This window comes from Pseudomonas sp. TH06 (genome assembly GCF_016651305.1).
Lineage (GTDB): Bacteria > Pseudomonadota > Gammaproteobacteria > Pseudomonadales > Pseudomonadaceae > Aquipseudomonas.
In genome coordinates this window covers 210624-235829 of the sequence record NZ_JAEKEC010000001.1, presented here as the reverse complement: position 1 = coordinate 235829, position 25206 = coordinate 210624, and the positions used below count along the sequence as shown (strand labels likewise).

General features: G+C 59.5%; 24 protein-coding genes and 1 pseudogene. 14 read left to right on the top strand and 11 right to left on the bottom strand.

Annotation, left to right across the window (positions count from 1 at the left end; genetic code table 11):
- Positions 1-414: 414 nt before the first annotated feature.
- Together JFT86_RS29175 and JFT86_RS01200 are read left to right on the top strand one after the other, a co-directional pair.
- Positions 415-779, top strand: a pseudogene (locus JFT86_RS29175) (DUF6124 family protein).
- Positions 780-1123: 344 nt separating this feature from the next.
- Positions 1124-1585, top strand: coding sequence for a Rid family hydrolase (locus tag JFT86_RS01200; RefSeq protein ID WP_201234203.1), 462 nt, complete (start codon positions 1124-1126; stop codon positions 1583-1585).
- 111 nt (positions 1586-1696) lie between these two features.
- On the opposite strand, the gene nagE is transcribed toward JFT86_RS01200, so the two are convergent.
- From nagE to JFT86_RS01165, 7 genes are all read right to left on the bottom strand, one after another.
- On the bottom strand, positions 1697-3412 hold the full coding sequence (gene nagE, locus JFT86_RS01195; RefSeq protein ID WP_201235093.1) for an N-acetylglucosamine-specific PTS transporter subunit IIBC: 1716 nt from the start codon (positions 3410-3412) through the stop codon (positions 1697-1699).
- Positions 3413-3449: 37 nt separating this feature from the next.
- Positions 3450-5963: a phosphoenolpyruvate--protein phosphotransferase gene (ptsP, locus tag JFT86_RS01190; RefSeq protein ID WP_201235092.1), complete on the bottom strand. Its 2514-nt coding sequence runs from the start codon at positions 5961-5963 to the stop codon at positions 3450-3452.
- 34 nt (positions 5964-5997) lie between these two features.
- Entirely contained in the window at positions 5998-7020 is a 1023-nt protein-coding gene (locus JFT86_RS01185; protein ID WP_201235091.1) for an SIS domain-containing protein, read from the bottom strand.
- A complete protein-coding gene (gene nagA, locus JFT86_RS01180; protein WP_201235090.1) occupies positions 7001-8107 on the bottom strand; it encodes an N-acetylglucosamine-6-phosphate deacetylase in 1107 nt (368 codons plus the stop codon). The genes JFT86_RS01185 and nagA overlap by 20 nt, the downstream gene beginning before the upstream one ends.
- A 48-nt stretch (positions 8108-8155) precedes the next feature.
- Entirely contained in the window at positions 8156-8887 is a 732-nt protein-coding gene (locus tag JFT86_RS01175) for a GntR family transcriptional regulator (RefSeq protein ID WP_201235089.1), read from the bottom strand.
- 449 nt (positions 8888-9336) lie between these two features.
- Positions 9337-9852: a L,D-transpeptidase family protein gene (locus JFT86_RS01170; RefSeq protein ID WP_201235088.1), complete on the bottom strand. Its 516-nt coding sequence runs from the start codon at positions 9850-9852 to the stop codon at positions 9337-9339.
- 95 nt (positions 9853-9947) lie between these two features.
- Positions 9948-10499: an NUDIX hydrolase gene (locus JFT86_RS01165; protein WP_201235087.1), complete on the bottom strand. Its 552-nt coding sequence runs from the start codon at positions 10497-10499 to the stop codon at positions 9948-9950.
- Between the two features lie 146 nt (positions 10500-10645).
- Between JFT86_RS01165 and JFT86_RS01160 the strand changes: the two genes are divergently transcribed.
- The 5 genes from JFT86_RS01160 to purT all read left to right on the top strand — a co-directional run bounded on the left by JFT86_RS01160 (position 10646) and on the right by purT (position 14000).
- Positions 10646-11245: a CoA pyrophosphatase gene (locus JFT86_RS01160; RefSeq protein ID WP_201235086.1), complete on the top strand. Its 600-nt coding sequence runs from the start codon at positions 10646-10648 to the stop codon at positions 11243-11245.
- Between the two features lie 46 nt (positions 11246-11291).
- Entirely contained in the window at positions 11292-11816 is a 525-nt protein-coding gene (locus tag JFT86_RS01155) for a gamma carbonic anhydrase family protein (protein WP_007954617.1), read from the top strand.
- Positions 11813-12022, top strand: coding sequence for a DUF1289 domain-containing protein (locus JFT86_RS01150; RefSeq protein ID WP_201235085.1), 210 nt, complete (start codon positions 11813-11815; stop codon positions 12020-12022). The genes JFT86_RS01155 and JFT86_RS01150 overlap by 4 nt, the downstream gene beginning before the upstream one ends.
- 228 nt (positions 12023-12250) lie before the next feature.
- Complete coding sequence (locus JFT86_RS01145; RefSeq protein WP_025112183.1) at positions 12251-12718, top strand: VUT family protein; 468 nt, start codon at positions 12251-12253, stop codon at positions 12716-12718.
- Between the two features lie 100 nt (positions 12719-12818).
- Positions 12819-14000: a formate-dependent phosphoribosylglycinamide formyltransferase gene (purT, locus tag JFT86_RS01140; protein ID WP_201227839.1), complete on the top strand. Its 1182-nt coding sequence runs from the start codon at positions 12819-12821 to the stop codon at positions 13998-14000.
- An 88-nt stretch (positions 14001-14088) separates the two neighbouring features.
- Here purT and JFT86_RS01135 read toward each other — a convergent pair whose 3' ends face one another.
- From JFT86_RS01135 to ccsA, 3 genes are all read right to left on the bottom strand, one after another.
- Positions 14089-15405, bottom strand: coding sequence for an MFS transporter (locus JFT86_RS01135; protein ID WP_201235084.1), 1317 nt, complete (start codon positions 15403-15405; stop codon positions 14089-14091).
- A 303-nt stretch (positions 15406-15708) separates the two neighbouring features.
- The gene (locus tag JFT86_RS01130) at positions 15709-16950 is read right to left on the bottom strand and encodes a transporter associated domain-containing protein (RefSeq protein WP_201235083.1); all 1242 of its coding nucleotides are present in this window, start codon (positions 16948-16950) and stop codon (positions 15709-15711) included.
- 12 nt (positions 16951-16962) lie between these two features.
- Positions 16963-17775: a cytochrome c biogenesis protein CcsA gene (ccsA, locus tag JFT86_RS01125; RefSeq protein WP_201235082.1), complete on the bottom strand. Its 813-nt coding sequence runs from the start codon at positions 17773-17775 to the stop codon at positions 16963-16965.
- Between the two features lie 210 nt (positions 17776-17985).
- Here ccsA and ffh point away from each other — a divergent pair, with 210 nt between their 5' ends.
- The 6 genes from ffh (at position 17986) to JFT86_RS01095 (ending at position 22118) form a co-directional block, all read left to right on the top strand.
- A complete protein-coding gene (gene ffh / locus JFT86_RS01120) occupies positions 17986-19362 on the top strand; it encodes a signal recognition particle protein (protein WP_008081630.1) in 1377 nt (458 codons plus the stop codon).
- A gap of 249 nt (positions 19363-19611) precedes the next feature.
- Positions 19612-19863 (top strand): 30S ribosomal protein S16, encoded by a 252-nt coding sequence (gene rpsP / locus JFT86_RS01115; protein ID WP_003198088.1) that lies wholly within the window; start codon positions 19612-19614, stop codon positions 19861-19863.
- Between the two features lie 5 nt (positions 19864-19868).
- Entirely contained in the window at positions 19869-20405 is a 537-nt protein-coding gene (gene rimM, locus JFT86_RS01110; RefSeq protein WP_201235081.1) for a ribosome maturation factor RimM, read from the top strand.
- A gap of 2 nt (positions 20406-20407) precedes the next feature.
- Positions 20408-21160 (top strand): tRNA (guanosine(37)-N1)-methyltransferase TrmD, encoded by a 753-nt coding sequence (trmD, locus tag JFT86_RS01105; RefSeq protein ID WP_201235080.1) that lies wholly within the window; start codon positions 20408-20410, stop codon positions 21158-21160.
- Positions 21161-21205: 45 nt separating this feature from the next.
- On the top strand, positions 21206-21556 hold the full coding sequence (gene rplS / locus JFT86_RS01100; RefSeq protein WP_003175895.1) for a 50S ribosomal protein L19: 351 nt from the start codon (positions 21206-21208) through the stop codon (positions 21554-21556).
- Between the two features lie 148 nt (positions 21557-21704).
- On the top strand, positions 21705-22118 hold the full coding sequence (locus tag JFT86_RS01095; RefSeq protein WP_201235079.1) for an acyl-CoA thioesterase: 414 nt from the start codon (positions 21705-21707) through the stop codon (positions 22116-22118).
- Positions 22119-22208: 90 nt separating this feature from the next.
- Here JFT86_RS01095 and JFT86_RS01090 read toward each other — a convergent pair whose 3' ends face one another.
- Positions 22209-24020, bottom strand: coding sequence for a sodium:proton antiporter (locus JFT86_RS01090; protein WP_201235078.1), 1812 nt, complete (start codon positions 24018-24020; stop codon positions 22209-22211).
- A gap of 107 nt (positions 24021-24127) precedes the next feature.
- Between JFT86_RS01090 and xerD the strand changes: the two genes are divergently transcribed.
- Positions 24128-25024: a site-specific tyrosine recombinase XerD gene (xerD, locus tag JFT86_RS01085; RefSeq protein ID WP_201235077.1), complete on the top strand. Its 897-nt coding sequence runs from the start codon at positions 24128-24130 to the stop codon at positions 25022-25024.
- Positions 25025-25206 lie beyond the last annotated feature (182 nt).

Sequence of the window (25206 nt, the reverse complement as noted above, 5' to 3'; positions counted from 1 at the left end):
ACAGCCGCCCTTTTTCTAGCTGAATGCACACAAAACTCACTGTGGGAGCTAGCCTGCTGGCGATGGGGCCAATCCAGCCAACATAGAGATTTGGTCTGTTTAAATCTGTGTCGAAATAGCAGAACCTTCCCACGATGTTTTCAGGTTGTCCGTCGGACGTCCGCTCTCTAGGCTCTGTCTGTCGCTGAAGGTTCAGTGATCGGGTGTGAGAACCCGCCGAGCTTGAAACTAGCATCAGTACGATCATAATTGCCGCCGGCTAATTAGCTGTCGCAATGCTCTATGGCGGCTGTGTGCGGGCAGACTTTGGTCTGGCCGGTTTTCTGCTCACCGGTTTTTCACTCCGCACATAGCTGCCACCCTTTGCCACGTGAGAAATGGTTACGGATGGCTCCAATTGCGAGCAGAGTTTTTATGTCCGATAAAGTTGTTCCAGATCCACCCCACGAAACCACAACCCCACTCGAAGAAATCCTCCGCGCTGAAGAAATGGTCCGAAACCGCGAAGCCATCAAACGCGCCCTCGATTTCTACCTCTGTCCCGAACCCGCAAAACCTCGCCGACCCAGCGCGATGTTCCTCGTCCATCCCGGCGTCGATACCGAAGCCTGCTTGCCCACGCCTGCGAATCGCTGGCCTCGGCTAGCACCGCCGCCAGCAACTTTGCCAACGAGTTAACCGGTGTGCAGCGCAGCACGGCACTGGGCATCCAGCAAATCGTCATGCTTGCCGAACTGGCGGTAAACCGAGCACTGGATCGGGTCGACCCACAAATCTGAGCCATCAGCCAGCCACATCGTCGTTCTTCGCGAGCAAGCTCGCTCCCGCAGTTTGAAATTCATTCTCCTGTGGGACAGGTTTGCTGGCGAAGCGCATTTACGAACGTGACAGAAGTGCCGCAGGTAACGGGGCTTTCTACTTGCCCCTCATAGGGGGGCTCTGAATTGCCACCGGTTGTGTATTTGCGACTACTGCACGGGAGTCCTCGCTACCATGCTGGCCGGCTTGCTGTTTCCAGCTCATTAGCCGGGCAGGAAGTTCTTGTAAGGACGGGTTTTGATTGATGGCCGTTGAGTCGGTCATTCACGTGTGCCCGATATTCGATTGGACTAAGGATGGAACAGTGAAAAAACTTCTATGGATGGCAGTCAGCGTTTTAGCGGTGACGTTGACGGGATGTGCGGACGCGGGACGGGGGAATTCCGGCGCCGGAGGCAATGTTCAATTCTATGATTCCGGGCGTTTCAATCTGCCGTTTTCCGATGGTGTGCGTGCAGGCAATGTGTTCTACACCTCGGGGGAAATCGGCGACAAGGCAGGGTCTGACAAAGTGGTCCCTGGCGGCATCGAAGCTGAATCGCGCCAGGCACTGGATAACATCAAGCACACGCTTCAAGTTAATGGTTATGAATTGAAAGACGTGATCAAGTGCACGGTGATGTTGGCTGATATCAAGGAATGGCCAGCGTTCAATGAGGTGTACAAGGACTACTTCAAGAAACCGTACCCCGCGCGCAGTGCATTTGGCGGTAATCAACTGGCCTACGATGCTCGAATGGAAATTGAGTGTATCGCCGCCAAGTAAGCTGAATCCTCTATAGGCGCTGTCGACTGAAACGAGGCTGCGATCTTTTGGTTTGCTTCTAAAGATCAACAGATCGCAGCCTTCGGCAGCTCCTACAGAGGGGGCTCTGATTTAAACCTTGGCGCTGACTTCGCTGCGATTGACCAGCGCTTCAAGAGCTCCGCTCAAGTTTGCAGCCTTGGCACCCACCAACAGATGCCAGACCCCACCTTCCAACTGGCTGACACCCTGGCAGCCCAGCTCTTTCAACTGAGCCTCGGACAACGCCTTGCCATCCGCCAGCAGCAAGCGAATCCGGCTCATCGCAATGCAGTCCAGTTGCAGCACGTTGTCGCCACCGCCCAGCGCATTCAACCACTGCTGAGCTTCAGAACCCGCGACCACAACCGTCTTCGGTTCATCGATAACCACTGCTGATGCAGCTACCAGCGCAAGCCCCAACGCCGGCATCGCCAGGCGAATCTCATCAGCAATGCTGTCCGCCATTGGCCCGACGACAACCTGCAAACTGCCGCCCTTGCCCGGGCGCACAACTGCCATTGCCCCCAGCGCTTTCAGATCTGCATCCGACGCTTTGTTGCGATCAACCATCTCCAGACGCAGACGCGTTGTGCACGCGCCGACAGTCAGCAGATTCTCTGCACCACCGAGTGCCTTGATGTAGGCACTGGCGCGTTCGTTTTCAGTCAGTACGGCTTTTTCACTAACCGCCACATCCTCACGCCCCGGCGTCTTCAAATTGAAACGACGGATGCAGAAATCAAACACCACGTAATAGATGACCGCATAAGCCAGCCCCACCGGAATCACCAGCCAGCCATTGGTCGAGCGTCCCCAGCCGAGGACCATGTCGATAAAACCGCCAGAGAACGTGAAGCCCAAATGGATGTTCAGCGCATTGGTGATCGCCATCGACAGCCCGGTCAGCAGGGCGTGCAGCAGGTACAACAGCGGCGCCAGAAACATGAAAGCGAATTCGATGGGCTCAGTCACCCCGGTCAGGAAAGACGTCAGTGCCATCGACAGAAAGATCCCGCCCATGACCTTGCGGCGTTCCGGCAGGGCGTTGCGGTACATCGCCAGACACGCAGCCGGCAGGCCGAAGATCATCATCGGGAACATGCCGGTCATGAACTGGCCACCCTTGGGATCACCGGCGAAGTAGCGCGACAGATCGCCAGTCACCAGTGCACCTGTGGTTGGATCGGTAAAGTTTCCGAACACGAACCATGCCATGTTGTTGAGGATGTGGTGCAGGCCGGTGACGATCAGCAGGCGGTTGAACACGCCGAAGACGAAGGCGCCAAGGCTGCCGCTTTCCATCATCAACGCGCCGAAGCTGTTGATGCCGTGCTGGATCGGCGGCCATATGTAGCCGAACACCACGCCGAGACCGACCGCAGCGAACCCGGTGACGATCGGCACAAAACGCCGGCCACCGAAGAAGGCGAGGTACTCCGGCAGCTTGATGTCCTTGAAGCGGTTGTACAGCGCGCCGGCCATCAGGCCGCTGACGATACCGGCGAGCATGCCCATGTTGATGCTCGCGTCGAGCACCTTGAGCGTGGAGATCATCACCAGGTAACCGATCACCCCGGCCAGCCCTGCGGTGCCGTTGTTGTCCTTGGCGAAACCGACGGCGATGCCGATGGCGAAGATCATTGCCAGGTTGGCGAAGATCACTTGGCCGGCATCGTGAATGATCGCGATGTTCAGCAGGTCGGTGTCACCCAGACGCAGCAGCAGGCCGGCAATCGGCAGGATCGCGATCGGCAGCATCAGCGCACGGCCGAGGCGTTGCAGGCCTTCGATGAAGAGTTGGTACATGGTGGTTCTCCCTGCTCTGTTTATAGAGAGCTTTTTGTTAGCGCAGAGGCCAATGTTGATGGCAGGCGTGACGCACCGCAGAGGCGCTGCTCAGCTTGAGCAGGTCGAGGGCGAGGCGTTGGCATTCGGCTTCGTGCAACTGGCGCACGCGATCCTTGATTTCACCGATCTGCACCGGGCTCACCGACAGTTCGGTCACGCCTAGGCCAATCAGTACCGGCGTCGCCAGCGGATCCGAGGCGAGGGCGCCGCAGACGCCGACCCAACGTTTGTGCACCGCCGCGCCTTCGCAGGTCATGGCGATCAGGCGCAGCAGCGCCGGGTGAAGGGCGTCGACGCGGGCGGCCAGACCGGCGTGATCGCGGTCCATGGCCAGGGTGTATTGCGACAGATCGTTGGTGCCGATCGAGAGGAAGTCGGCGTGTTCGGCCAGTTGCTCGGCTTGCAGCGCGGCAGCGGGGACTTCGATCATCACGCCGATTTCCGGACGCTGAGTGATGTTCAGTTCAAGGCACAAGGCATCGACGCGCTGACGGATGTGCAGCAACTCGTCGACTTCGGTGACCATCGGCAAGAGAATCCGGCAGCGCTGCAACGGGCTGACTTGCAGCAGCGCACGCAGTTGCTGGTCGAGGATTTCCGGACGGGCCTGAGCCAGCCGAATGCCGCGCAAGCCGAGCACCGGGTTGGCTTCGGCGGGCAGCGGCAGATAGTCGAGTTGCTTGTCGCCGCCGACGTCGATGGTGCGGATAATCACCGATTTGTCGCCCATCGCATCAATGACGGCTTGATAGGCGCTGCGCTGTTCTTCGACGTCCGGCGCGGTCTGGCGATCAACGAACAGAAACTCGGTGCGCAACAGGCCGACGCCGTCGGCGCCGTTGGCAAAGGCGTCCGCCGCCTCGCTGCTTGAGGCAACGTTGGCGACCACTTCGATGTGCACGCCATTCCGGGTTTCGGCCGGCAGATGAGCTTTGGCTTGTTGAGCATCGCGGCGCTGCCGGCGGTCAATTTGCGCTTGCTGAACTTCGGCCAGGCGTTCGGTATTCGGTGCCAGCTCGAGGCGCCCACCATCGGCATCAAGCACCACCGCATGGCCCTGGGGTTGATCGAGTAACACCGAACCCAACGCCACCATGCACGGCAAACCTTTACCGCGCGCCAGAATCGCCACATGCGAAGTTGCGCCACCTTCAGCCATGCACAGACCCGCAACACCTTGCGCGCTCAGTTGCAGCAGATCCGACGGCGTCAGTTCATGAGCGGCGACGATTGCACCGGCCGGCACGTCGTAATGCCAGGCTTCGCCGAGCAGGGCACGCAGCACCCGTTGTTTGAGATCGCGCAAGTCGTTGGCGCGTTCGGCCAGCAGCGCGCTGCCGGTGTGCTGGAGCACTTCGCACTGGACATCAATCGACTGACTCCAGGCGTGAGTCGCTGCGGTGCCTTGCTCGATGGATTGTTGTGCGGCATCGAGCAGGGCAGGGTCTTCGAGCAGCGCCAGATGCGCGGCGAAGATCGCTTCTTCGTCGGCATTCTTCTGCTTTTTGGCTTGGGTGAGGGTGCTGTCGATTTCGCAGCGAACCTGATTCAGTGCGGTGTCGAGGTTTTGCAGTTGCTGTACCGGGTCATGATTGCCTGCATCCACTGGCAAACTGATCGCGTTCAAGCGAAACAACGGTCCACCGACCAGACCCGGCGCAGCGCACACGCCGTGCAATACCCCGGCTTCGGCCGGACGCTTCAGCGGCGCGACACTGACCGGCGCCGCAGCGTGATGATCGTCGGGCAACGCCGTGGCCAATGCCGTGAGCAGGGCTTGCAGCGCGGCTTCGGCGTCCGAGCCCTGACAGCTGACTTGCACTTCGTCCTGCTCGCCAATCGCCAACCCCATCAATCCGATCAGGCTGTTGCACGGCGCTGATTTACCGGCGAAGTGCAGTTGCGACTGGCTCTTGAAGCCCTGTGCGGTTTGCCGAATCAATGCGGCGGGGCGCGCGTGCAGACCACCGCGATGAGCAACCAATACATGCCCATGAACTTCAGGCCCGCCGAGTTCTTCAACATTCGCCGCCGAACTGTTGCGCGCAACAATGTGCAGCAACGGTTCGCCGACTTTCACCGCTTTGAGCGTGATCGGCCGTACCTGAAAATCCTGACTGTTGGTCAGGATCAACAGGCTGACCAGGCTTTTGCATTGTTGGCCGACCTTGTCCAGGTCATAGCGCAACAGCGGCTGGCCTTTGCTCACCCGCAAGCCTTCCTTGACCAGCATCGAGAAGCCTTCGCCGTTCAACTCAACCGTGTCGAGGCCCAGGTGCAGAAGGATTTCCGCACCGTTGTCAGCGCGCACGGTCAGTGCATGGCCGGTGCGCGCGACATGGATGATCACGCCGGCACACGGCGAGTAAAGGGTGTCGTTGATCGGGTCGATGGCAATGCCGTCACCCATTGCGCCGCTGGCGAACACCGCGTCCGGAACTTTGGCGAGCGTGAGCACCGGGCCGCTGAGCGGGGCGCTGAGGGTCAGCTCTTTATTGTTGTTGTGCATGGCTCGGTCTCATCAGGTGTGCAGTCATTCGGGCTTAGTGCGTACGCGTAACTTTGCTCAGGTGGCGCGGTTGATCCGGGTCCATGCCTCGGGCCACGGCCAGGCCGGCGGCCATTACGTAGAAGCTCTGGATCGCCAGAATCGGATCGAGGGCCGGGTGTTCGGCGCGGATCAGGGTCAGGTCGCGTTCGCTGATGTCATCCGGTGCCGCCAGCAACACACGGGCGCCGCGTTGACGCATTTCTGCCGCGAGGCTCAACAGGCCGGCCTGTTCGGCACCGCGTGGGGCGAAGACCAGCAGCGGATAGTGTTCGTCGATCAGCGCCATCGGGCCGTGACGGACTTCGGCGCTGCTGAACGCTTCAGCCTGAATGGCCGAGGTTTCCTTGAACTTCAGCGCCGCTTCCTGAGCGATGGCAAAACCGGCGCCACGACCAATGACCATCAGGCGTTCGCAGTCGCGCAGCGCTTCGATGGCCACGCTCCAGTCCTGTTTCGCCGCTTCGCGCAGACCGTCGGGCAAGGCGTTGTGCGCCTCCAACAGTTCGTTGTCCTCTTTCCAGTGCGCGATCAAACGGGCGCTGGCGCTGAGGGTGGCGATGAAACTTTTGGTCGCGGCCACGCTGCTTTCAGTACCGGCGAGCAGCGGCACGCTGAATTCACACGCCGCTTCCAATGGTGAGTCGGCGGCGTTGACCATCGACACGCTCAGTGCGCCGCGTTTGCGCAACAGACGCAGGCTGTTGACCAGATCCGGGCTCTGACCCGACTGCGAAAAGGCGAACGCGACCTGACCGCTGACCTTCAACGGCGCTTGCTGCATGGTCACCACCGACATCGGCAACGACGCCACCGGCACACCTAGCTGTTGCATGGTCAGGTAAGCGAAGTAACTCGCCGCGTGGTCGGAGCTGCCGCGTGCGACAGTCATTGCCACTTGCGGTGGCTGACGGCGCAGACGCCCGGCGATCTCGATCATTTGCGGGTCGAGTTGTTGCAGTTGGGCTTGCACGGCCTCGAACGAGGACAGCGCCTCTTCAAGCATTTTTGAAGTCAATGTCTTCTCCTTCGACCATGACGGCGGTCAGTGTGAGTGAGCGATCCAGCCGCACGCAGTCGGCCCAGGCACCCGGTTCGAGGCGCCCACGTTCGTTGATGCCGAGGTAGTCGGCGGGGAATTGCGAAAGACGTTGCGAGGCTTCGGCGATCGGCAGACCGATCTTCACCAGATTGCGCAGGGCCTGATCCATGGTCAGGGTGCTGCCGGCCAGGGTGCCGTCGGGCAGACGCACGCCGCCCAGGCATTTGGTCACGGTGTGGCTGCCGAGTTTGTACTCGCCGTCGGGCATGCCGGCGGCGGCGGTCGAATCGGTGACGCAATACAGGCACGGGATCGAGCGCAGGGCCACGCGGATTGCGCCGGGGTGCACATGCAGCAAATCGGGAATCAGCTCGGCGAATTTGGCGTGGGCCAGCGCCGCGCCAACGATGCCCGGCTCGCGGTGATGCAGCGGGCTCATGGCGTTGTAGAGGTGAGTGAAACTGGTCGCGCCGGCATCCAGTGCGGCAACACCTTCCTCGTAGCTGCCGAGGGTGTGGCCGATCTGCATGCGCACGCCTCGGCTGCTCAGTTCGCGGATCAAACCGTCGTGGCCGGCGATTTCCGGGGCGATGGTGATCACGCGGATCGGTGCCAGCGCCAGATATTCTTCGACTTCGGCCATCAGCGCGGTGTGAGCAAAGTTCGGTTGTGCGCCGAGTTTTCCGGGATTGATGTACGGGCCTTCGAGGTGCACGCCGAGCACTCGGGCGGCGCCTTTCGGACGCTGTTCGCAGAATTCTCCTACTTCCTTCAGGACGCTGGAGATCTCGGCGCTCGGTGCGGTCATGGTGGTGGCCAGCAGCGAGGTGGTGCCAAAACGCACGTGGGTTTTGGTGATGGTCTCGAAGGCGCTGGCGCCTTCCATGATGTCTTTGCCGCCACCTCCATGGACGTGCAGGTCAATGAAGCCTGGCAGCAGATACGGCAGGTCATTGTCGGCCGGATCACACGGTACGCCTTCGATCGACACGACTTTGCCGTGTTCGTGGATCAGCCGGCCGCGAACCCAGCCGTTAGCGGTGAGGATGTTGTCTTCAGACATTTCGGTTCTCGCTGTTTGACGGCTTCGTCGGATTAACGACGCAGCTCTTTATCTACGCAGCTCTGCAACAAAGTCGTAGTAGTCGTTGCGGCAATAGGTGTCGGTGACTTCGATCGGCGTGTTGTCTTCCAGGTAGCCGACCCGGGTCATCAGCAGCATGGCGGTGCCGGGGGCGATGCCGACCAGTGCGGCGAACTCGTCCGAGGCATTGATCGCCTGAATGTGCTGGAGGGCGCGGACAATCGGTTTGCCGATGCCGTCGAGGTATTCGTAGAGCGAATCGCCGACCAGTTGCGGCTTGGGCATGATCGAGGCGGGCAGGGTGCTCATCTCGATGGCCATCACGGTGTCGTCGGCCTTGCGCAGGCGTTTCATGCGCGCGACCTTGTCGTTCGGCGACAGGCTGAGGCGGATCAATTCTTCGTGGGTCGGCAGGGTGACTTCACGCTCCAGCCACTGCGAGCTGGGCACAAAACCCTTGAGGCGGAGCATTTCGCTGAAACCCGAGAGGCGTGACAGCGGTTGTTCCAGACGTGGCGTGATGAACGTGCCGGAACCTTGCAGGCGCCGGATCAGACCTTGATCGAGCAAGACCTCCAGCGCTTTGCGCGCGGTGACCCGAGAAATGCCCAGTTGCTCGCTGAGATTGCGCTCGGACGGCATCGCCTGCTCGGCTTTCCACTGCCCGGCATGAATCGCCGCTTCCAGGTTGCGCGCCAGTTGCAGGTACAGCGGCGTCGGCTGGGAGTCATCTGGACGTAGGGCGTGGAAGTCGTTCATGTAGGTCATTTCCGGCGCGAGTATAGGATTGTTGTGGCTCGCTTGTGAGGCGGAAATTAATACCACTTGAATACCATGTCAACGTAGAGAAATGGCTGTATACCCAATGAAATAGCGGGTCAGGAAGGGTGTGGTCTTAAGTGGTATTAAAGGTTGGCTATAAAAAGCAAAAGATCGCAGCCTGCGGCAGCTCCTACAGTTGAGAGTGGTATCACCCGTGTAGGAGCTGCCGCAGGCTGCGATCTTTTGATTTATTTTTTAATGCCGACCGGTGGTAAGGGCTGGATGAGCACTTTGTGGCGAGGGGATTTAGCGAAACGTCGCACCGCCCCGATCGGCTGCGCAGCAGTCGCAAACCCTGCCAACTCAGTCTGGCAGTAGGAAAGCGGGGGGCGGCTTCGCCACCCATCGGGGCGGTGCGACGTTTCGCTAAATCCCCCCGCCACAGATCAAGGGCGGATCTCGACCATCGTGCCGTCCGGCACCATGTTCCACACTTCGCGCATGTCGACGTTGCGCATGGCGACACAACCATCGGTCCAGTCGAGGGTGTGGAACAGGTCTTCGGGGGTTTCTTCCGAATCCGGCGTGCCGTGGATCATGATCATCCCGCCAGGTTCGACGCCTTCACGTCGGGCGCGGGCAGAGTCGGCGATGTTCGGGTAGGAGATGTGCATCGACAGGTTGAATTTGTCGCTGGTCTTGCGCCAATCGATCCAATAGAAACCTTCCGGTGTGCGTTTGTCGCCTTCAATCAGTTTCGGGCCTTTTTTCGCGCCCTTGCCCAGAGAGATGCGATAGGTCTTGAGTGGCTTGCCGTCGGCGATCAACTGCAGTTGATGAGCGGATTTGAGCACCAGCACTTTTTCGATCAAAGGCTTATTGGAGGGCGTCACGGTGGTCACGAATGACGCTTGCGATACCGCAACGAACGACAGGCAGAACAGGGCAAGCAACCAGCGCATTGAAACGATTCCCCAAAGAGTGACGCAAACAGGTTTTATGTAGGAGCTGCCGCAGGCTGCGATCTTTTGATCTTCTAGCCGGTGCCTTCACCGAATCAAATAATGACCGGCTGCGCCAACGGCGGAATCGATTCCGAACGAACCGGATACTCCTCAACGCGCCGATCAGCGAAGAAGCATTCTAAGGTACGGCCCACCGTGCGGAAAGCCAGCTCGTCCCAAGGGATGTCGGCTTCGTCGAATAATTGCACTTCGAGGCTCTCGGGGCCGGCAGCAAAATCCAGGTCGACCAGTTCGGCACGGAAGAACACATGCACCTGGCTGATATGCGGCACGTCGATCAACGTATAGATGCTCAGGTTACGCACCCGGGCGCAGGCTTCCTCGGCGGTTTCGCGGATCGCTGCCTGCTCGATGGTCTCGCCGTTTTCCATGAAGCCTGCGGGCAGTGTCCAGTAGCCGAGGCGCGGCTCTATGGCACGGCGGCAGAGCAGCACTTTAGTGCCCCAGGTCGGCACGCATCCGGCGACGATATTGGGATTTTGGTAGTGAATGGTCTGACAGCTGTCACAGACAAATCGCAGTCGCGAATCGCCTTCGGGGATGCGCTGGGTCACCGGGTTGCCGCACTGGCTGCAAAATTTCATGCTGGGGTTCCTGAATGCTGCGCCTATCTTGGCGTGCAGCGGTGCCGGTCGGCAAGTTGTCGTTTCGCGACATGCTCCGGCGAGGGGCTTGGGCGACTGCAATGATTGGTGCATGATGCCGGGTAAGGCACAGATCGAGAACACTCATGCTGGACGAGCTACTGCATCGGGTAAGCAACCACACACCGCGCACGCTGGAGACCGACAAACGTTTCCCCGAGGCCGCCGTTCTGGTGCCGATCACCCGCAGTGCCGAGCCTGAGCTGGTACTGACCCTGCGCGCCAGCGGTCTCTCGACCCATGGCGGCGAAGTCGCTTTCCCGGGTGGACGCCGCGATCCGGAAGACCCTGACCTGATTTTCACCGCCCTGCGCGAAGCTGAAGAAGAAATCGGCCTGCCGCCGGGACTGGTCGAAGTGATCGGCCCGCTGAGCCCGCTGATCTCGCTGCATGGGATCAAGGTCACACCTTATGTCGGCGTGATCCCCGATTTTGTCGAGTACCAGCCCAACGACGCGGAAATCGCCGCCGTGTTTAGCGTCCCTCTCGAGTTTTTCCGCAAGGATCCTCGCGAACACACTCATCGCATCGACTATCAGGGCCGCAGTTGGTACGTACCGAGTTATCGTTACGGCGAATTCAAGATCTGGGGGCTGACGGCGATCATGATCGTCGAGTTGATCAACTTGCTCTATGACGCCAGGATCAGTCTGCACCAACCCCCTAAAAGCTTTATCAACACGTAAGCCATCGTTCGAATGGCCAAGCACCGTGAGCCCTGAGGAAAACAAGATGAAATACCGCCTGGGCGACGCCCGCGTCGAAACCCACCCACAGAGCTGGGTCGCCCCCAATGCCGTACTGGTGGGCAAGGTCAAACTGGAAGAGGGCGCCAACGTCTGGTTCAACGCCGTGCTGCGTGGCGACAACGAATTGATCCTGATCGGCAAGAACAGCAATGTGCAGGATGGCACGGTGATGCACACCGACATGGGTTACCCGCTGACCATCGGTACCGGCGTGACCATTGGCCACAACGCCATGCTCCATGGCTGTACGGTCGGCGATTACAGCCTGATCGGTATCAACGCAGTGATTCTCAACGGCGCGAAAATCGGCAAAAACTGCATCATTGGCGCCAACTCGCTGATTGGTGAGGGCAAGGAAATTCCGGACGGTTCGTTGGTGATGGGCTCGCCGGGCAAGGTCGTGCGCGAGCTGACCGAACCGCAGAAGAAAATGCTCGAGGCCAGCGCCGCCCACTATGTGCATAACTCCCAGCGTTATGCGCGCGATCTGGTTGAGCAGGAAGAATGACTACCCCCGAAAGACCGGTCGCCTCGCCATGCGTGAATATTTGTGCGCTGGATGAGGATGACATCTGCACCGGCTGCCAGCGTACGGTCGAGGAGATCACCCGTTGGGGCCGCATGAACAATGACGAGCGCCGGGCGGTGCTGGGGCTGTGTCATGAGCGGGCGAAGGCAAGCGGCTTGGTGTGGATGATCCCTGCCAAGCGCTGATGGTTTGGCTGGAGAGTCTTTGTGGCGAGGGAGCTTGCTCCCGCTGGGCTGCGCAGCAGACCTCGCTTTTCAGGATCAAAAGAGGGGCCGCTTCGCGCTCCAGCGGGAGCAAGCTCCCTCGCCCAGGTAAGTCGTCAGGTTTGATAGATGTATACAATTTGTTCGCCGACTTGGCCGAACTCTTCTCCTCAAGTAATCTGTGCGCCAATCTGACAGGTCGCTCCCCCCATGATTTTCCTCATCGCCTACATCAGCAGCGTTGTGCTGATCAACTTCGCCTTTTCCACCGCGCCGCACCTGGACATCATCTGGTCCGCGTGGGGCGGTTTGGTGTTCGTGCTGCGCGACATGGTGCAAACCCGCTTCGGCCACGGCGCCATCGTGGCGATGCTGGCGGCGCTGGTACTGTCTTACGTCACGTCCGATCCATCCATTGCCTTGGCCAGTGCCACGGCGTTCGCCGTCTCCGAGATCATCGATTGGCTGGTCTTCAGCATCACCAAACGGCCGTTGCGTGACCGCTTGTGGATCAGCTCGGCGCTGAGCATTCCCCTCGATACCTTCATCTTCTTCGGCATGATTGATCTGATGACGCCGCCCGTCATCATCACCGCCCTCGCCTCGAAATTTGCCGGCGTTACTGCCGTCTGGCTGATCATGGCCTGGCGCGAACGCAAACAGGCCGTCGCCAGCTGAAGCCAAACCTTCGGGTTCATGTAAAATGCCGCGCTTTCTCCCCATGGAAAGTGCGCATGGCGACGCTTTCCTCGATGATCCGCTTCTTTGAGGACCTGAGATGACCCGTATCGGAACTCCATTGTCGCCAACCGCGACCCGCGTATTGCTGTGTGGCTGTGGTGAGTTGGGCAAGGAAGTGGTGATCGAGCTGCAACGCCTGGGCGTTGAAGTGATTGCCGTCGATCGTTACGCCAACGCGCCGGCCATGCAGGTTGCCCATCGCAGCCACGTGATCAACATGCTCGACGGCGCCGCCCTGCGCGCAGTCATCGAAGCCGAGAAGCCGCATTTCATCGTGCCGGAAATCGAAGCCATCGCCACCGCCACACTGGTCGAACTGGAAGCCGAAGGCTTCACCGTGATCCCGACCGCTCGCGCTGCGCAATTGACCATGAACCGCGAAGGCATTCGTCGTCTGGCCGCCGAAGAGCTGGACCTGCCGACTTCGCCGTACCACTTTGCCGACACCTTCGAGGATTACAGCAAAGCCGTTGAAGACCTGGGTTTCCCTTGCGTCGTCAAACCGGTGATGAGTTCGTCGGGCAAAGGTCAGAGCCTGCTGCGCAGCACTGATGACGTGCAGAAAGCCTGGGATTACGCGCAAGAGGGCGGTCGTGCCGGCAAAGGTCGGGTGATCATCGAAGGCTTCATCGATTTCGACTACGAAATCACCCTGCTGACCGTGCGTCATGTCGGCGGCACCACGTTCTGCGCGCCTGTCGGCCACCGTCAGGAAAAGGGCGACTATCAGGAATCCTGGCAGCCACAAGCGATGAGCCCGATTGCCCTGGCGGAATCCGAGCGTGTGGCCAAAGCCGTGACTGAAGCGCTGGGCGGTCGTGGTCTGTTTGGCGTCGAGTTGTTCATCAAAGGCGATCAGGTGTGGTTCAGCGAAGTATCGCCGCGCCCACATGACACCGGTCTGGTGACGCTGATTTCCCAGGATCTGTCGCAGTTCGCCCTGCACGCTCGCGCAATTCTGGGCCTGCCAGTGCCGTTGATCCGTCAGTTCGGGCCTTCGGCTTCGGCGGTGATTCTGGTGGAAGGGCAGTCGACCCAGACGGCATTCGCCAATCTTGGTGCGGCGTTGAGCGAGCCGGATACCGCGCTGCGGTTGTTTGGCAAGCCAGAAGTGAATGGCCAGCGTCGTATGGGCGTGGCGCTGGCGCGGGATGAGTCGATTGAAGCGGCTCGTGCCAAAGCGACCCGTGCTGCTCAGGCTGTTGTTGTAGAGTTGTAAACCGCGTCGCGCCAATCGCGAGCAGGCTCACTCCTACAATTGGAATGCGTTCCCCTGTAGGAGTGAGCCTGCTCGCGATAGCGATCTATCAGGCAACCTGATTCAGATCGTTATTGCGCGTTTCCTTCAGGCATAGCACCGCAATCAAACTCAGCACCGCCGCCCCCGAGACATACCCGCCGACATAACTCAAACCACCCATCGCCACCAGTTTCTGCGCAAAGAACGGCGCCGCCGAGGCCCCGACAATACCGCCCAGGTTATACGCCGCCGACGCGCCGGTATAACGCACATGCGTCGGAAACAACTCCGGCAACAGCGCCCCCATCGGTGCGAACGTCACGCCCATCAAGAACAGCTCGATGCACAGAAACAGTGCCACGCCCCAGGTCGAGCCCTGAGTCAGCAATGGCTCCATCAAAAACCCGGACAGAATTGCCAGCACGCCGCCGATGATCAGCACCGGTTTGCGCCCGTAACGGTCGCTGGCCCACGCCGACAGCGGCGTGGCTGCCGCCATGAACAGCACCGCGAAACACAGCAGACCGAGGAACGTCTCACGGCTGTAACCGAGCGTTGAAACGCCATAGCTCAGGGAAAACACCGTCGAGATATAGAACAGCGCATAACACACCACCATCGCCGCCGCGCCCAGCAGGGTCGGCGCCCAGTATTGACTGAACAGTTCGACCAACGGCACTTTTACCCGCTCCTGACGGGCGATGGCGTTGGCGAATACCGGGGTTTCGTGGAGTTTCAGGCGTACGTACAGGCCCACCATCACCAACAGCGCGCTAAGCAGGAATGGAATACGCCAGCCCCAGCTGCGGAACTGCTCGTCGTCGAGGGTCATGGCCAGGGTCAGGAACAAACCGTTGGCTGCGAGAAAGCCAATCGAAGGGCCGAGCTGCGGGAACATGCCGAACCAGGCGCGTTTGCCTTTCGGCGCGTTTTCCGTGGCCAGCAGTGCCGCGCCACCCCATTCGCCGCCGAGCCCCAAACCCTGACCGAAGCGCAGCACGCACAACAAAATCGGCGCCCAGGCTCCGATGCTGTCGTAACCGGGCAGCACGCCAATCAGCGTCGTACAAACGCCCATCAGCAGCAGCGAGGCGACCAGCGTCGATTTGCGTCCAACGCGATCACCAAAGTGACCAAACAGTGCCGAGCCCAGCGGGCGGGCGAGGAAAGCGATGCCGAAGGTCAGAAACGCCGACAGCATCTGTGCAGTGCCGGAGGTCTGCGGAAAGAACACCGGTCCGATCACCAGTGCGGCGGCCGTGGCATACACATAGAAATCGTAGAACTCGATGGCCGTGCCGATAAAACTCGCCGTGGCCACGCGAGTGGCGGAGTTGGTCGGTTGGGCAGGCGCGGTGTCGCTGTAAGCGGTACTGGTCGTCATGCGGTGATCCCTGACAGTCATGAGCTCCGTTGGAGCGAATTATTATGGTCGAACACCCAGGGATGTGGGATGAGGCGCGAGCGCTGTTTCGAGTAGGAACAGTCGCCGGAGTGCAGCGGAAATAGCCGAAACCTGTCTTGTGCGGGGTAAGCACGAGGTTCGGCGACGCTTGGGTAAGCGCCTCGATTATAGGAAGGGGGCTAACAATCAAACAAGAGCAAAAGATCGCAGCCTTCGGCAACTCCTACAGGGGAGTGCATTTCAAATGTAGGAGCTGCCGAAGGCTGCGATCTTTTGATCTGCTTAACGAATCGCCGCGACGGCCGGCACCGAAGAGGTATGCCAGATCAATACCTTGCTCACCCGGTTCTCCTCGGTCTCGAGGATTTCCAGGCGATAACGGCCGATCTTCAGGCAAACCGCGCTTTCCGGAATGGTCTCCAGCGCTTCGGTCACCAACCCGTTCAGCGTCTTCGGCCCATCGCTCGGCAAATGCCAGCCCAGGCATTTATTCAGTTCGCGGATCGATGCCGCGCCATCAATCACCATGCGCCCATCGGCTTGCGGGTGAATGTGCGGGTTGTCGAGGCTGTGCTCGCTTTCGAACTCGCCGACGATCTCTTCAAGAATGTCTTCCAGGGTGACGATGCCCAGCACTTCGCCGTACTCGTCCACCACCATGCCCAACCGGCGCTGCTGCTTGTGAAAATTCAGCAGTTGCAGTTGCAACGGCGTGCTTTCCGGCACGAAGTACGGCTCGTAGCTGGCGGCCAGCAGCGCTTCACGGGTCAGACTGTCGTTGTTCAGCAGATGGCGGATCTGCCGGGTATTGAGCACTGCTTCGACCTGGTTGATGTCGCTGTGGAACACCGGCAGGCGCGTGCGTTTGTTGTGACGCAGTTGTTCGATGATGTCCTCGATCGGGTCGTCAAGGTTGATGCCGTCGACGTCACTGCGCGGTACCAGAATGTCGTTGACGGTGATGTTGTCCAGCGCATGAATGCCTGACACCGGATGCGTGCGCGTCGGATGCTCGGGATCATCGGGATGATCCGCCGGCAAGTCGTCCTCGCTTTGCTGGACCACTTGGGCTTTGCGCGCAAACGGCCGAGTCAGCAAGCCGCTGATACGGCTGAGCAGCCAGGCCAGCGGGTAAACCGCTTTCAGCGGCACTGTCAGTAAGGTATTGCCGAAGGAGAGCACCGCATCCGGGTAGCGTTTGGCGAGCGAGCGGGGGAAGTAATCGGCAAACACCAGCAAGATCACACCGGCACTCAGGCACGCGGCCCATGGGCCGTTTTCTTCGCAAAGGAAAATCGCCAGCAGCGTGGCAATGATCACCGCCAGTGCCCGGCACAAGGTATTGCAGAGGATCAGGCTGTCGAGCGGGAAGCTCAGTTTCGCCAGCGGCTTATCGCTGGCGCGTGAGGCGGTGCGTTGCGCGAGCAGGTGTTGCTGCGCGATTTCGACGGCGGTAAACAGCCCCGACCATAAAATCAGCAGGACAAATATTGCGAGCATCGGCCCTATGGGCAAACCGTCCATTTATGCCGCCCGTCAGATGTGCAGGATGTATTCACGAACCAGTTTGCTGCCGAAATACGCCAACATCAGCAGGCAGAAACCGGCGAGGGTCCAGCGAATCGCCTTGTGGCCGCGCCAGCCCAGACGATTGCGACCCCACAACAGCACGCTGAACACCACCCAGGCGAGGCACGCCAGCAGGGTTTTGTGGACCAGATGCTGAGCGAAAAGGTTTTCGACGAACAGCCAGCCGGAAATCAGCGACAGTGACAGCAACGTCCAGCCGGCCCAGAGGAAGCCGAACAGCAGGCTTTCCATGGTTTGCAGCGGCGGGAAATTTTTGATCAGGCCGGACGGGTGCTTGTGCTTGAGCTGGTGGTCTTGCACCAGCAGCAGCAAGGCCTGGAACACCGCGATGGTGAACATGCCGTAGGCCAGGATCGACAAGAGGATGTGGGCGAGGATGCCCGGCTCTTCATCGATGATCTGCACCGTGCCGGCCGGCGCGAACTGCGCCAGCAACACGGTGATCGCGCCCAGCGGAAACAACAGCACCAGCAGGTTCTCCACCGGGATCCGCGAGCAGGCAATCAGGGTCAGGGCGATCACCGCCGCCGCAATCAGGCTGGAGGCACTGAAGAAATCCAGACCCAGACCGATCGGCGTCAGCAAGTGTGTGAGCAGGCTGGCGCTATGGGCCACCACGGCGAGAATGCCGAGGGTAACCAGCAGGCGCTTGTTCGCCTTGGCGCCGGTGGCCAGACGAGTACCTTGATAAAGAGTCGCAGCGGCGTATAGAAGGGCGGCGGCGAGAGTGGTCAGCAAACTGGGTGACAAGGGGAGCATAAATCCTGTTAGGCAAGCCCGAAAGGGGCTGAGTTTGGCATAGAACCGCCATGACACGAAAGACTCAGGAAGCTGACAGCGAGGTGTCCGCCAGACGCAGTCTTCGCTATAATCCGCGACCTGCCCACGCCGCAGGCTCGCCGAGCACATGTTGATTCCGGTCTGGGCCGCCATTATCCCGGTCTACACAGGGCCTGAAAGGATCGCGCAATGTTTGAAAACTTAACCGACCGTCTCTCGCAGACGCTGCGCCATGTCACCGGCAAGGCGAAGCTGACTGAAGACAATATCAAAGACACCCTGCGTGAAGTGCGCATGGCGTTGCTCGAAGCCGACGTCGCCCTGCCGGTGGTCAAGGACTTCGTCAATTCGGTCAAGGAGCGCGCTGTCGGCACCGAGGTGTCGCGCAGCCTGACGCCGGGCCAGGCGTTCGTAAAGATCGTCCAGGCCGAACTCGAAAGCCTGATGGGCGCGGCCAACGAAGACTTGAACCTGAGCGCCGTGCCGCCCGCCGTCATTCTTATGGCCGGTTTGCAGGGCGCCGGTAAAACCACCACCGCCGGCAAACTCGCGCGCTTCCTTAAAGAGCGCAAGAAGAAGTCGGTCATGGTCGTGTCGGCGGACGTTTATCGTCCGGCGGCTATTAAACAGCTGGAAACCCTGGCCAACGACATCGGCGTGACGTTCTTCCCGTCCGACCTGAGCCAGAAACCGGTGGACATCGCCACCGCGGCTATTAAAGAAGCAAAACTGAAATTCATCGACGTGGTCATCGTCGATACCGCCGGTCGTCTGCACATCGACGAAGAAATGATGGGCGAGATCAAGGCGCTGCACGCCGCGATCAACCCGGTCGAAACGCTGTTCGTGGTCGACGCCATGACCGGTCAGGATGCGGCCAACACGGCCAAGGCCTTCGGCGATGCACTGCCGCTGACCGGTGTGATCCTGACCAAGGTCGACGGCGACGCCCGTGGCGGTGCCGCATTGTCGGTACGCGCAATCACTGGCAAGCCGATCAAGTTCATCGGTATGGGCGAGAAGAGCGAAGCGCTCGATCCGTTCCACCCAGAGCGTATCGCCTCGCGCATTCTCGGCATGGGCGACGTGCTCAGCCTGATCGAACAGGCTGAAGCGACGCTCGACAAGGACAAGGCCGACAAACTGGCCAAGAAGCTGAAGAAGGGCAAGGGCTTCGACCTCGAGGACTTCCGCGATCAGCTGCAACAGATGAAGAACATGGGCGGCCTTGGCGGCCTCATGGACAAACTGCCGAGCATCGGTGGCGTCAACCTGTCGCAAATGGGCAATGCCCAGAACGCCGCAGAGAAGCAATTCAAGCAGATGGAAGCCATCATCAATTCCATGACCCCGGCCGAGCGCCGCGACCCTGAGCTGATCAGCGGTTCGCGCAAGCGCCGGATCGCCATGGGTTCCGGCACTCAGGTGCAGGACATCGGTCGCTTGATCAAGCAGCACAAGCAGATGCAAAAGATGATGAAGAAATTCACCGCAAAAGGCGGAATGGCGAAAATGATGCGCGGCATGGGCGGTATGTTGCCCGGCGGCGGCATGCCAAAAATGTAAAGAACTGGCCGGTCGTCGCACCGGCGCAGGCCCCGCAAGGATGCGGGATCAACAGCAAACCCGCACTCGGCGGGAGCTGACTGGCCGTTTTCATCGACGGCTCTCTATGCAAATCTGCACGGCATGCCATAGGCGCCGGAAAAAGTCATTTGCAAAAGTCCGGATATTCCTTAGAATATGCGGCCTTTCGGGCACCCATGCCCGCTGTGCATTTAGATTTGCAGCACCGACTACAGGAACGATGTTCACATGCTAACAATCCGTCTTGCCCTTGGCGGCTCCAAAAAGCGCCCGTTTTACCACCTGACCGTAACCGACTCGCGTAACCCGCGTGACGGCTCCCACAAAGAACAGGTTGGTTTCTTCAACCCTGTTGCCCGTGGTCAGGAAGTTCGTCTGTCCGTGAACCAAGAGCGCGTAGCCTACTGGCTGAGCGTTGGTGCACAGCCTTCTGAGCGTGTTGCTCAGTTGCTGAAGGAATCTGCAAAGGCTGCGGCCTGAGCAATATGAACGCGACGCCTGCTGTTGCCGATGATTTGATCGTTATTGGCAAAATTTATTCTGTTCATGGCGTTCGCGGCGAAGTGAAGGTTTATTCCTTTACTGATCCGACTGAAAACCTGTTGCAGTACAAAACCTGGACGCTCAAGCGCGAAGGCAATGTCAAACAGGTCGAGCTGGTCAGTGGACGCGGGAGCGACAAGTTCCTGGTCGCAAAGCTCAAGGGTCTTGATGATCGTGAAGAAGCTCGTCTTCTGGCCGGTTACGAGATCTGCGTGCAGCGCAACCTGTTCCCTGAATTGACCGACGGCGAGTACTACTGGTACCAGCTGGAAGGTCTGAAGGTTATCGATCAACTGGGGCAATTGCTCGGGAAAGTCGATCATCTTCTGGAAACCGGCGCCAATGATGTAATGGTCGTCAAGCCTTGCGCTGGCAGCCTGGATGATCGCGAACGCTTGTTGCCCTATACGGAGCAATGCGTGTTAGCCGTCGACCTGGCAGCGGGCGAGATGAAGGTGGATTGGGACGCGGACTTCTAAGCGTGGCTAACTTGCGCGTAGAAGTGATCAGTTTGTTTCCCGAGATGTTTTCCGCCATCGGCGACTACGGCATCACCAGTCGAGCGGTCAAACAGGGGCTCTTGCAGCTGACCTGTTGGAACCCGCGGGATTACACGACGGATCGGCATCACACTGTGGACGATCGCCCGTTTGGCGGTGGTCCGGGCATGGTGATGAAGATCAAGCCCCTGGAAGATGCTCTGGTTCAGGCCAAGGCAGCAGCCGGGGAGGCGGCGAAGGTTATTTACCTGTCCCCCCAAGGCCGTCAACTGAATCAGTCGGCGGTACGCGAGTTGGCGAAATCGGATGCATTGATCCTGATTGCCGGCCGCTATGAAGGCATTGACGAGCGCTTTATTGAGGCTCATGTCGATGAAGAGTGGTCGATTGGCGACTATGTACTGTCTGGCGGCGAGCTGCCGGCCATGGTCCTGATCGATGCGGTTACACGACTGCTGCCTGGAGCTTTAGGGCATGCAGACTCCGCCGAGGAAGATTCCTTTACGGATGGTCTGCTGGATTGCCCGCACTACACCCGACCTGAGGTGTATGCGGATCAGCGTGTACCCGACGTGTTGCTGAGTGGCAACCACGCGCATATCCGGCGTTGGCGTTTACAGCAGTCCCTTGGTAGGACCTTTGAACGACGCGCCGATCTTCTGGAAAGCCGCTCGCTTTCTGGAGAAGAGAAGAAGCTGCTCGAGGAATACATCCGCGAGCGGGACGATAGTTAACAACGTATCGATGGTAGATCAGTTGATTTACCTTAGGAGCACAGCATGACCAACAAAATCATCCTTGCACTCGAAGCAGAGCAGATGACCAAAGAAATCCCTACCTTCGCTCCAGGCGACACTATTGTCGTTCAGGTGAAAGTGAAGGAAGGCGATCGTTCCCGTCTGCAAGCGTTCGAAGGCGTTGTAATCGCCAAGCGTAACCGCGGCGTGAACAGTGCGTTCACCGTTCGTAAAATCTCCAACGGTGTTGGCGTAGAACGTACTTTCCAGACCTACTCCCCGCAGATCGACAGCATGGCTGTTAAACGTCGCGGTGACGTACGTAAAGCCAAGCTGTACTACCTGCGCGACCTGTCGGGTAAAGCAGCTCGCATCAAGGAAAAACTGGCTTAAGTCCAGCTTCCGATGCAGAAAAAAGCAGCCTACGGGCTGCTTTTTTGTTGCCTGAAATTAACTGCCCTTATCCTGTAGGAGCTGCCGAAGGCTGCGATCTTTTGATCTTGTTTTCGATTTGCTGTCTGCTCTTTACGAGTCATCTCTCATGTCTACCCGTGACCAGGAAATCGAACGCCGCACCGAGCTCTCGGTGACCCGCGTAACCAAAGCCGTTTTCCCACCGACCACCAACCACCACAACACCCTGTTCGGCGGCACTGCGCTGGCGTGGATGGACGAAGTGTCGTTCATCACCGCTACGCGTTTTTGCCGTTTGCCACTGGTGACGGTTTCCACTGATCGCATCGACTTCAACCACGCGATTCCGGCCGGCTCGATCGTCGAGTTGGTGGGGAAAGTGATCAAGGTCGGCAACACCAGCCTCAAGGTCGAGGTGGAAGTGTTTGTTGAAAGCATGAGCTGTGATGGGCGCGAAAAGGCGATTCACGGTCAGTTCAGCTTTGTCGCTATCGATGATGACAAGCGGCCAGTGCCGGTGCTGCCAGGGTTCTCTGCCTGATCTGAAACCGAATGACGGCCATCGCGAGCAGGCTCACTCCTGCAGTTGGAATGCGTTCCCTTGTAGGAGTGAGCCTGCTCGCGATTCTGTTTAAGAAGCGCTGCTGGCCTCAGGCAGAATCAACGCCAGCAACGTCCACCCCGATCCAGGCTTCACCGTAGTCTCCGGCGTCACCACATGCACCCAGCCACTGTCATCGCGCATGAATAGCAGGGTCGCCCGATTGCCATGCAACGCCCGGTAATCCTCCCAGCCAAAACCATCCGTCAATGTCGTGCTGTACAACTCGGCACCCTGGCCCATCTGGCTGGCCAGTTTCGAGTAAGTGAACGCGTCGCTGCCCAACTGGTTGCCGCGATGCTCAAGGCTTGCGCGGTGTTTGTCGCTGCGGCGGCTTTCATGACCGCTGGCCAACCCAAACAAACGTTGATGCCCGAAGTCATGACGAAAGCGCATTGCCGCCAATGTGTTTAGCTCACCCGACGGTGACAGCGCCAGCAGATGCCCCAGCCCGACCAGATCCAGATGCGCATCGGCATGCTGCGAAGCCGGATTGCCGAAGTAGGTTGGTAGCCCTTCCATACGCGCCGCACGAATGTTTTCCCAGCTCGAATCAGTCAGCAGCACGCGGCTGCCCAGTTGTTGCAGCGACTTGCCCAGCTCTCGCGCCGGACCGTTCGCTCCCACGATCAGGAAGCCGCTGGGCGCAGGCTCCGCGACCTTCAGCAGTCGCGCCAACGGTCGTGCGGTCGCGCTTTGCAGCACCACCGTGCCGATGATCACCGCAAAGGTCAGTGGCACCAGCAGCAGCGCGCCTTCATGGCCGGCCTCATCCAGGCGAATGGCGAAAATCGCCGACACCGCCGCCGCGACAATCCCTCGTGGTGCGATCCAGCACAGCAAGGCACGCTCACGCCAGCTCAGGCTGGAGCCCGCCGTGCTCAGCACCACGTTCAGCGGCCGGGCGATCAATTGAATCACCAGCAGCAAAATCAGCACCAGCGGACCCAGACCAATCAAGGCGTTCAAGTCCAGGCGAGCCGCCAACAGAATGAACAGCCCGGAAATCAGCAGCACGCTGAGGTTTTCCTTGAAGTGCAGGATGTGCCGCACATCCACGCCTTTCATGTTGGCCAGCCACATGCCCATCAGCGTCACCGCCAGCAGGCCGGACTCATGCATGACCTCGTTGGAGGCAATGAAAATCCCCAGCACCGCCGCCAGGGAGGCGAGGTTATGCAGGTACTCCGGCAGCCACTGCCGGCGGATCACTGTTCCCAGCAGCCAGCCGCCGACAATGCCGAACACCGCACCACACAGAATCACCCCGCCGAAGGTGAACAGACTCTGTTTGAGACCATGCCCCTCAGCACTGGCAATGATGAAGCTGTAAACCACGACAGCGAGGAGGGCGCCGATCGGGTCGATGACAATGCCTTCCCAGCGCAGAATATTGGCGATCGAGGCTTTCGGCCGCACCACCCGCAGCATCGGCACGATCACTGTCGGACCGGTCACCAGCGTCAAACTGCCGAAGAGGATGGCCAGCATCCAGTCAAAGCCGAGCAAATAATGCGTGGCGACCGCGATGACGATCCAGGTGGAGATCGCGCCAATGGTCACCAGCCGATGCACAACGCTGCCAATCTCTTTCCATTCCGACAAGTGCAGCGTCAGGCTGCCTTCGAACAGAATCAGCGCCACTGCCAGCGACACCAGCGGCATCAGCAACGGCCCGAACATTTCCTGTGGATCGAGCCAGCCCAGTACCGGGCCGACCAGAATGCCGGTCAACAACAGAAACAGAATCGCCGGCAATTTCAGGCGCCAGGCCAACCACTGACAACCCAGCGCCGCCACGCCAATCCCGCCAAATGCCAAGAGGATTTGCTGTTCGTTCATTGATGCTCCCTGTTCCTTGAAATAGCGGGCTATGAAAGACTAGCGCCCATTCCTACAGTTCACTCTACATTTGCGCACGGCCCTGAGGCTGTGTGTCTTGAGCGCCCATGCCTGCCATCGACCATCCGCTGATTGACCAATTCCTCGACGCCCTGTGGCTGGAAAAAGGCCTGTCCGACAACACCCGCGACGCTTATCGCAGCGATCTGGCGCTGTTCAATGGCTGGTTGCAGGAGAAAAACCTCGAGCTGGCCAACGCCGGCCGCGAGTTGATCCTCGATCATCTGGCCTGGCGTCTGGAGCAGAACTACAAACCACGTTCCACCGCGAGATTTCTCTCCGGTGTGCGTGGGTTTTATCGCTATCTGCTGCGGGAAAAGCTGATCAGTGTCGATCCGACATTGCGTGTCGACATGCCGCAGTTGGGTAGGCCGCTGCCTAAATCCCTATCGGAGGCGGATGTGGAAGCGCTGTTGAAGGCGCCGGATCTGAGTGAAGCAATCGGCCAGCGTGACCGCGCCATGCTCGAAGTGTTGTACGCCTGCGGCTTGCGGGTGACCGAACTGATCAGCCTGACTCTGGAGCAGGTCAACCTGCGTCAGGGCGTTTTGCGGGTGATGGGCAAGGGCAGCAAGGAGCGACTGGTGCCGATGGGCGAGGAGGCGATTGTCTGGATCGAGCGTTATATGCGCGATGGCCGTGGCGAACTGCTCGGCGGTCGCCCCAGCGATGTGCTGTTCCCCAGTCAGCGCGGCGAGCAGATGACTCGCCAGACCTTCTGGCACCGCATCAAGCATCAGGCCAAGGTCGCCGGAATCGGCAAATCGCTGTCGCCGCATACCTTGCGCCATGCGTTTGCCACGCACCTGCTCAACCATGGCGCCGACCTGCGCGTGGTGCAAATGCTGCTCGGGCACAGTGACCTCTCGACCACCCAGATCTACACCCACGTCGCCCGCGCCCGATTGCAGGACCTGCACGCCAAACACCACCCAAGAGGCTGAATACACACAACTCTCCCTGTAGGAGCTGCCGAAGGCTGCGATCTTTTGATCTTGCTTTTGATTCAATGAAAAACAAAGTCAACAGATTGCAGCCTTCGGCAGTTCCTACATGGGGTGGGTGTAATGAGCGACGACAGGCGCATTCGGCCACCGTCACCTTATGTGTTAGGCTTTGCCGGTTT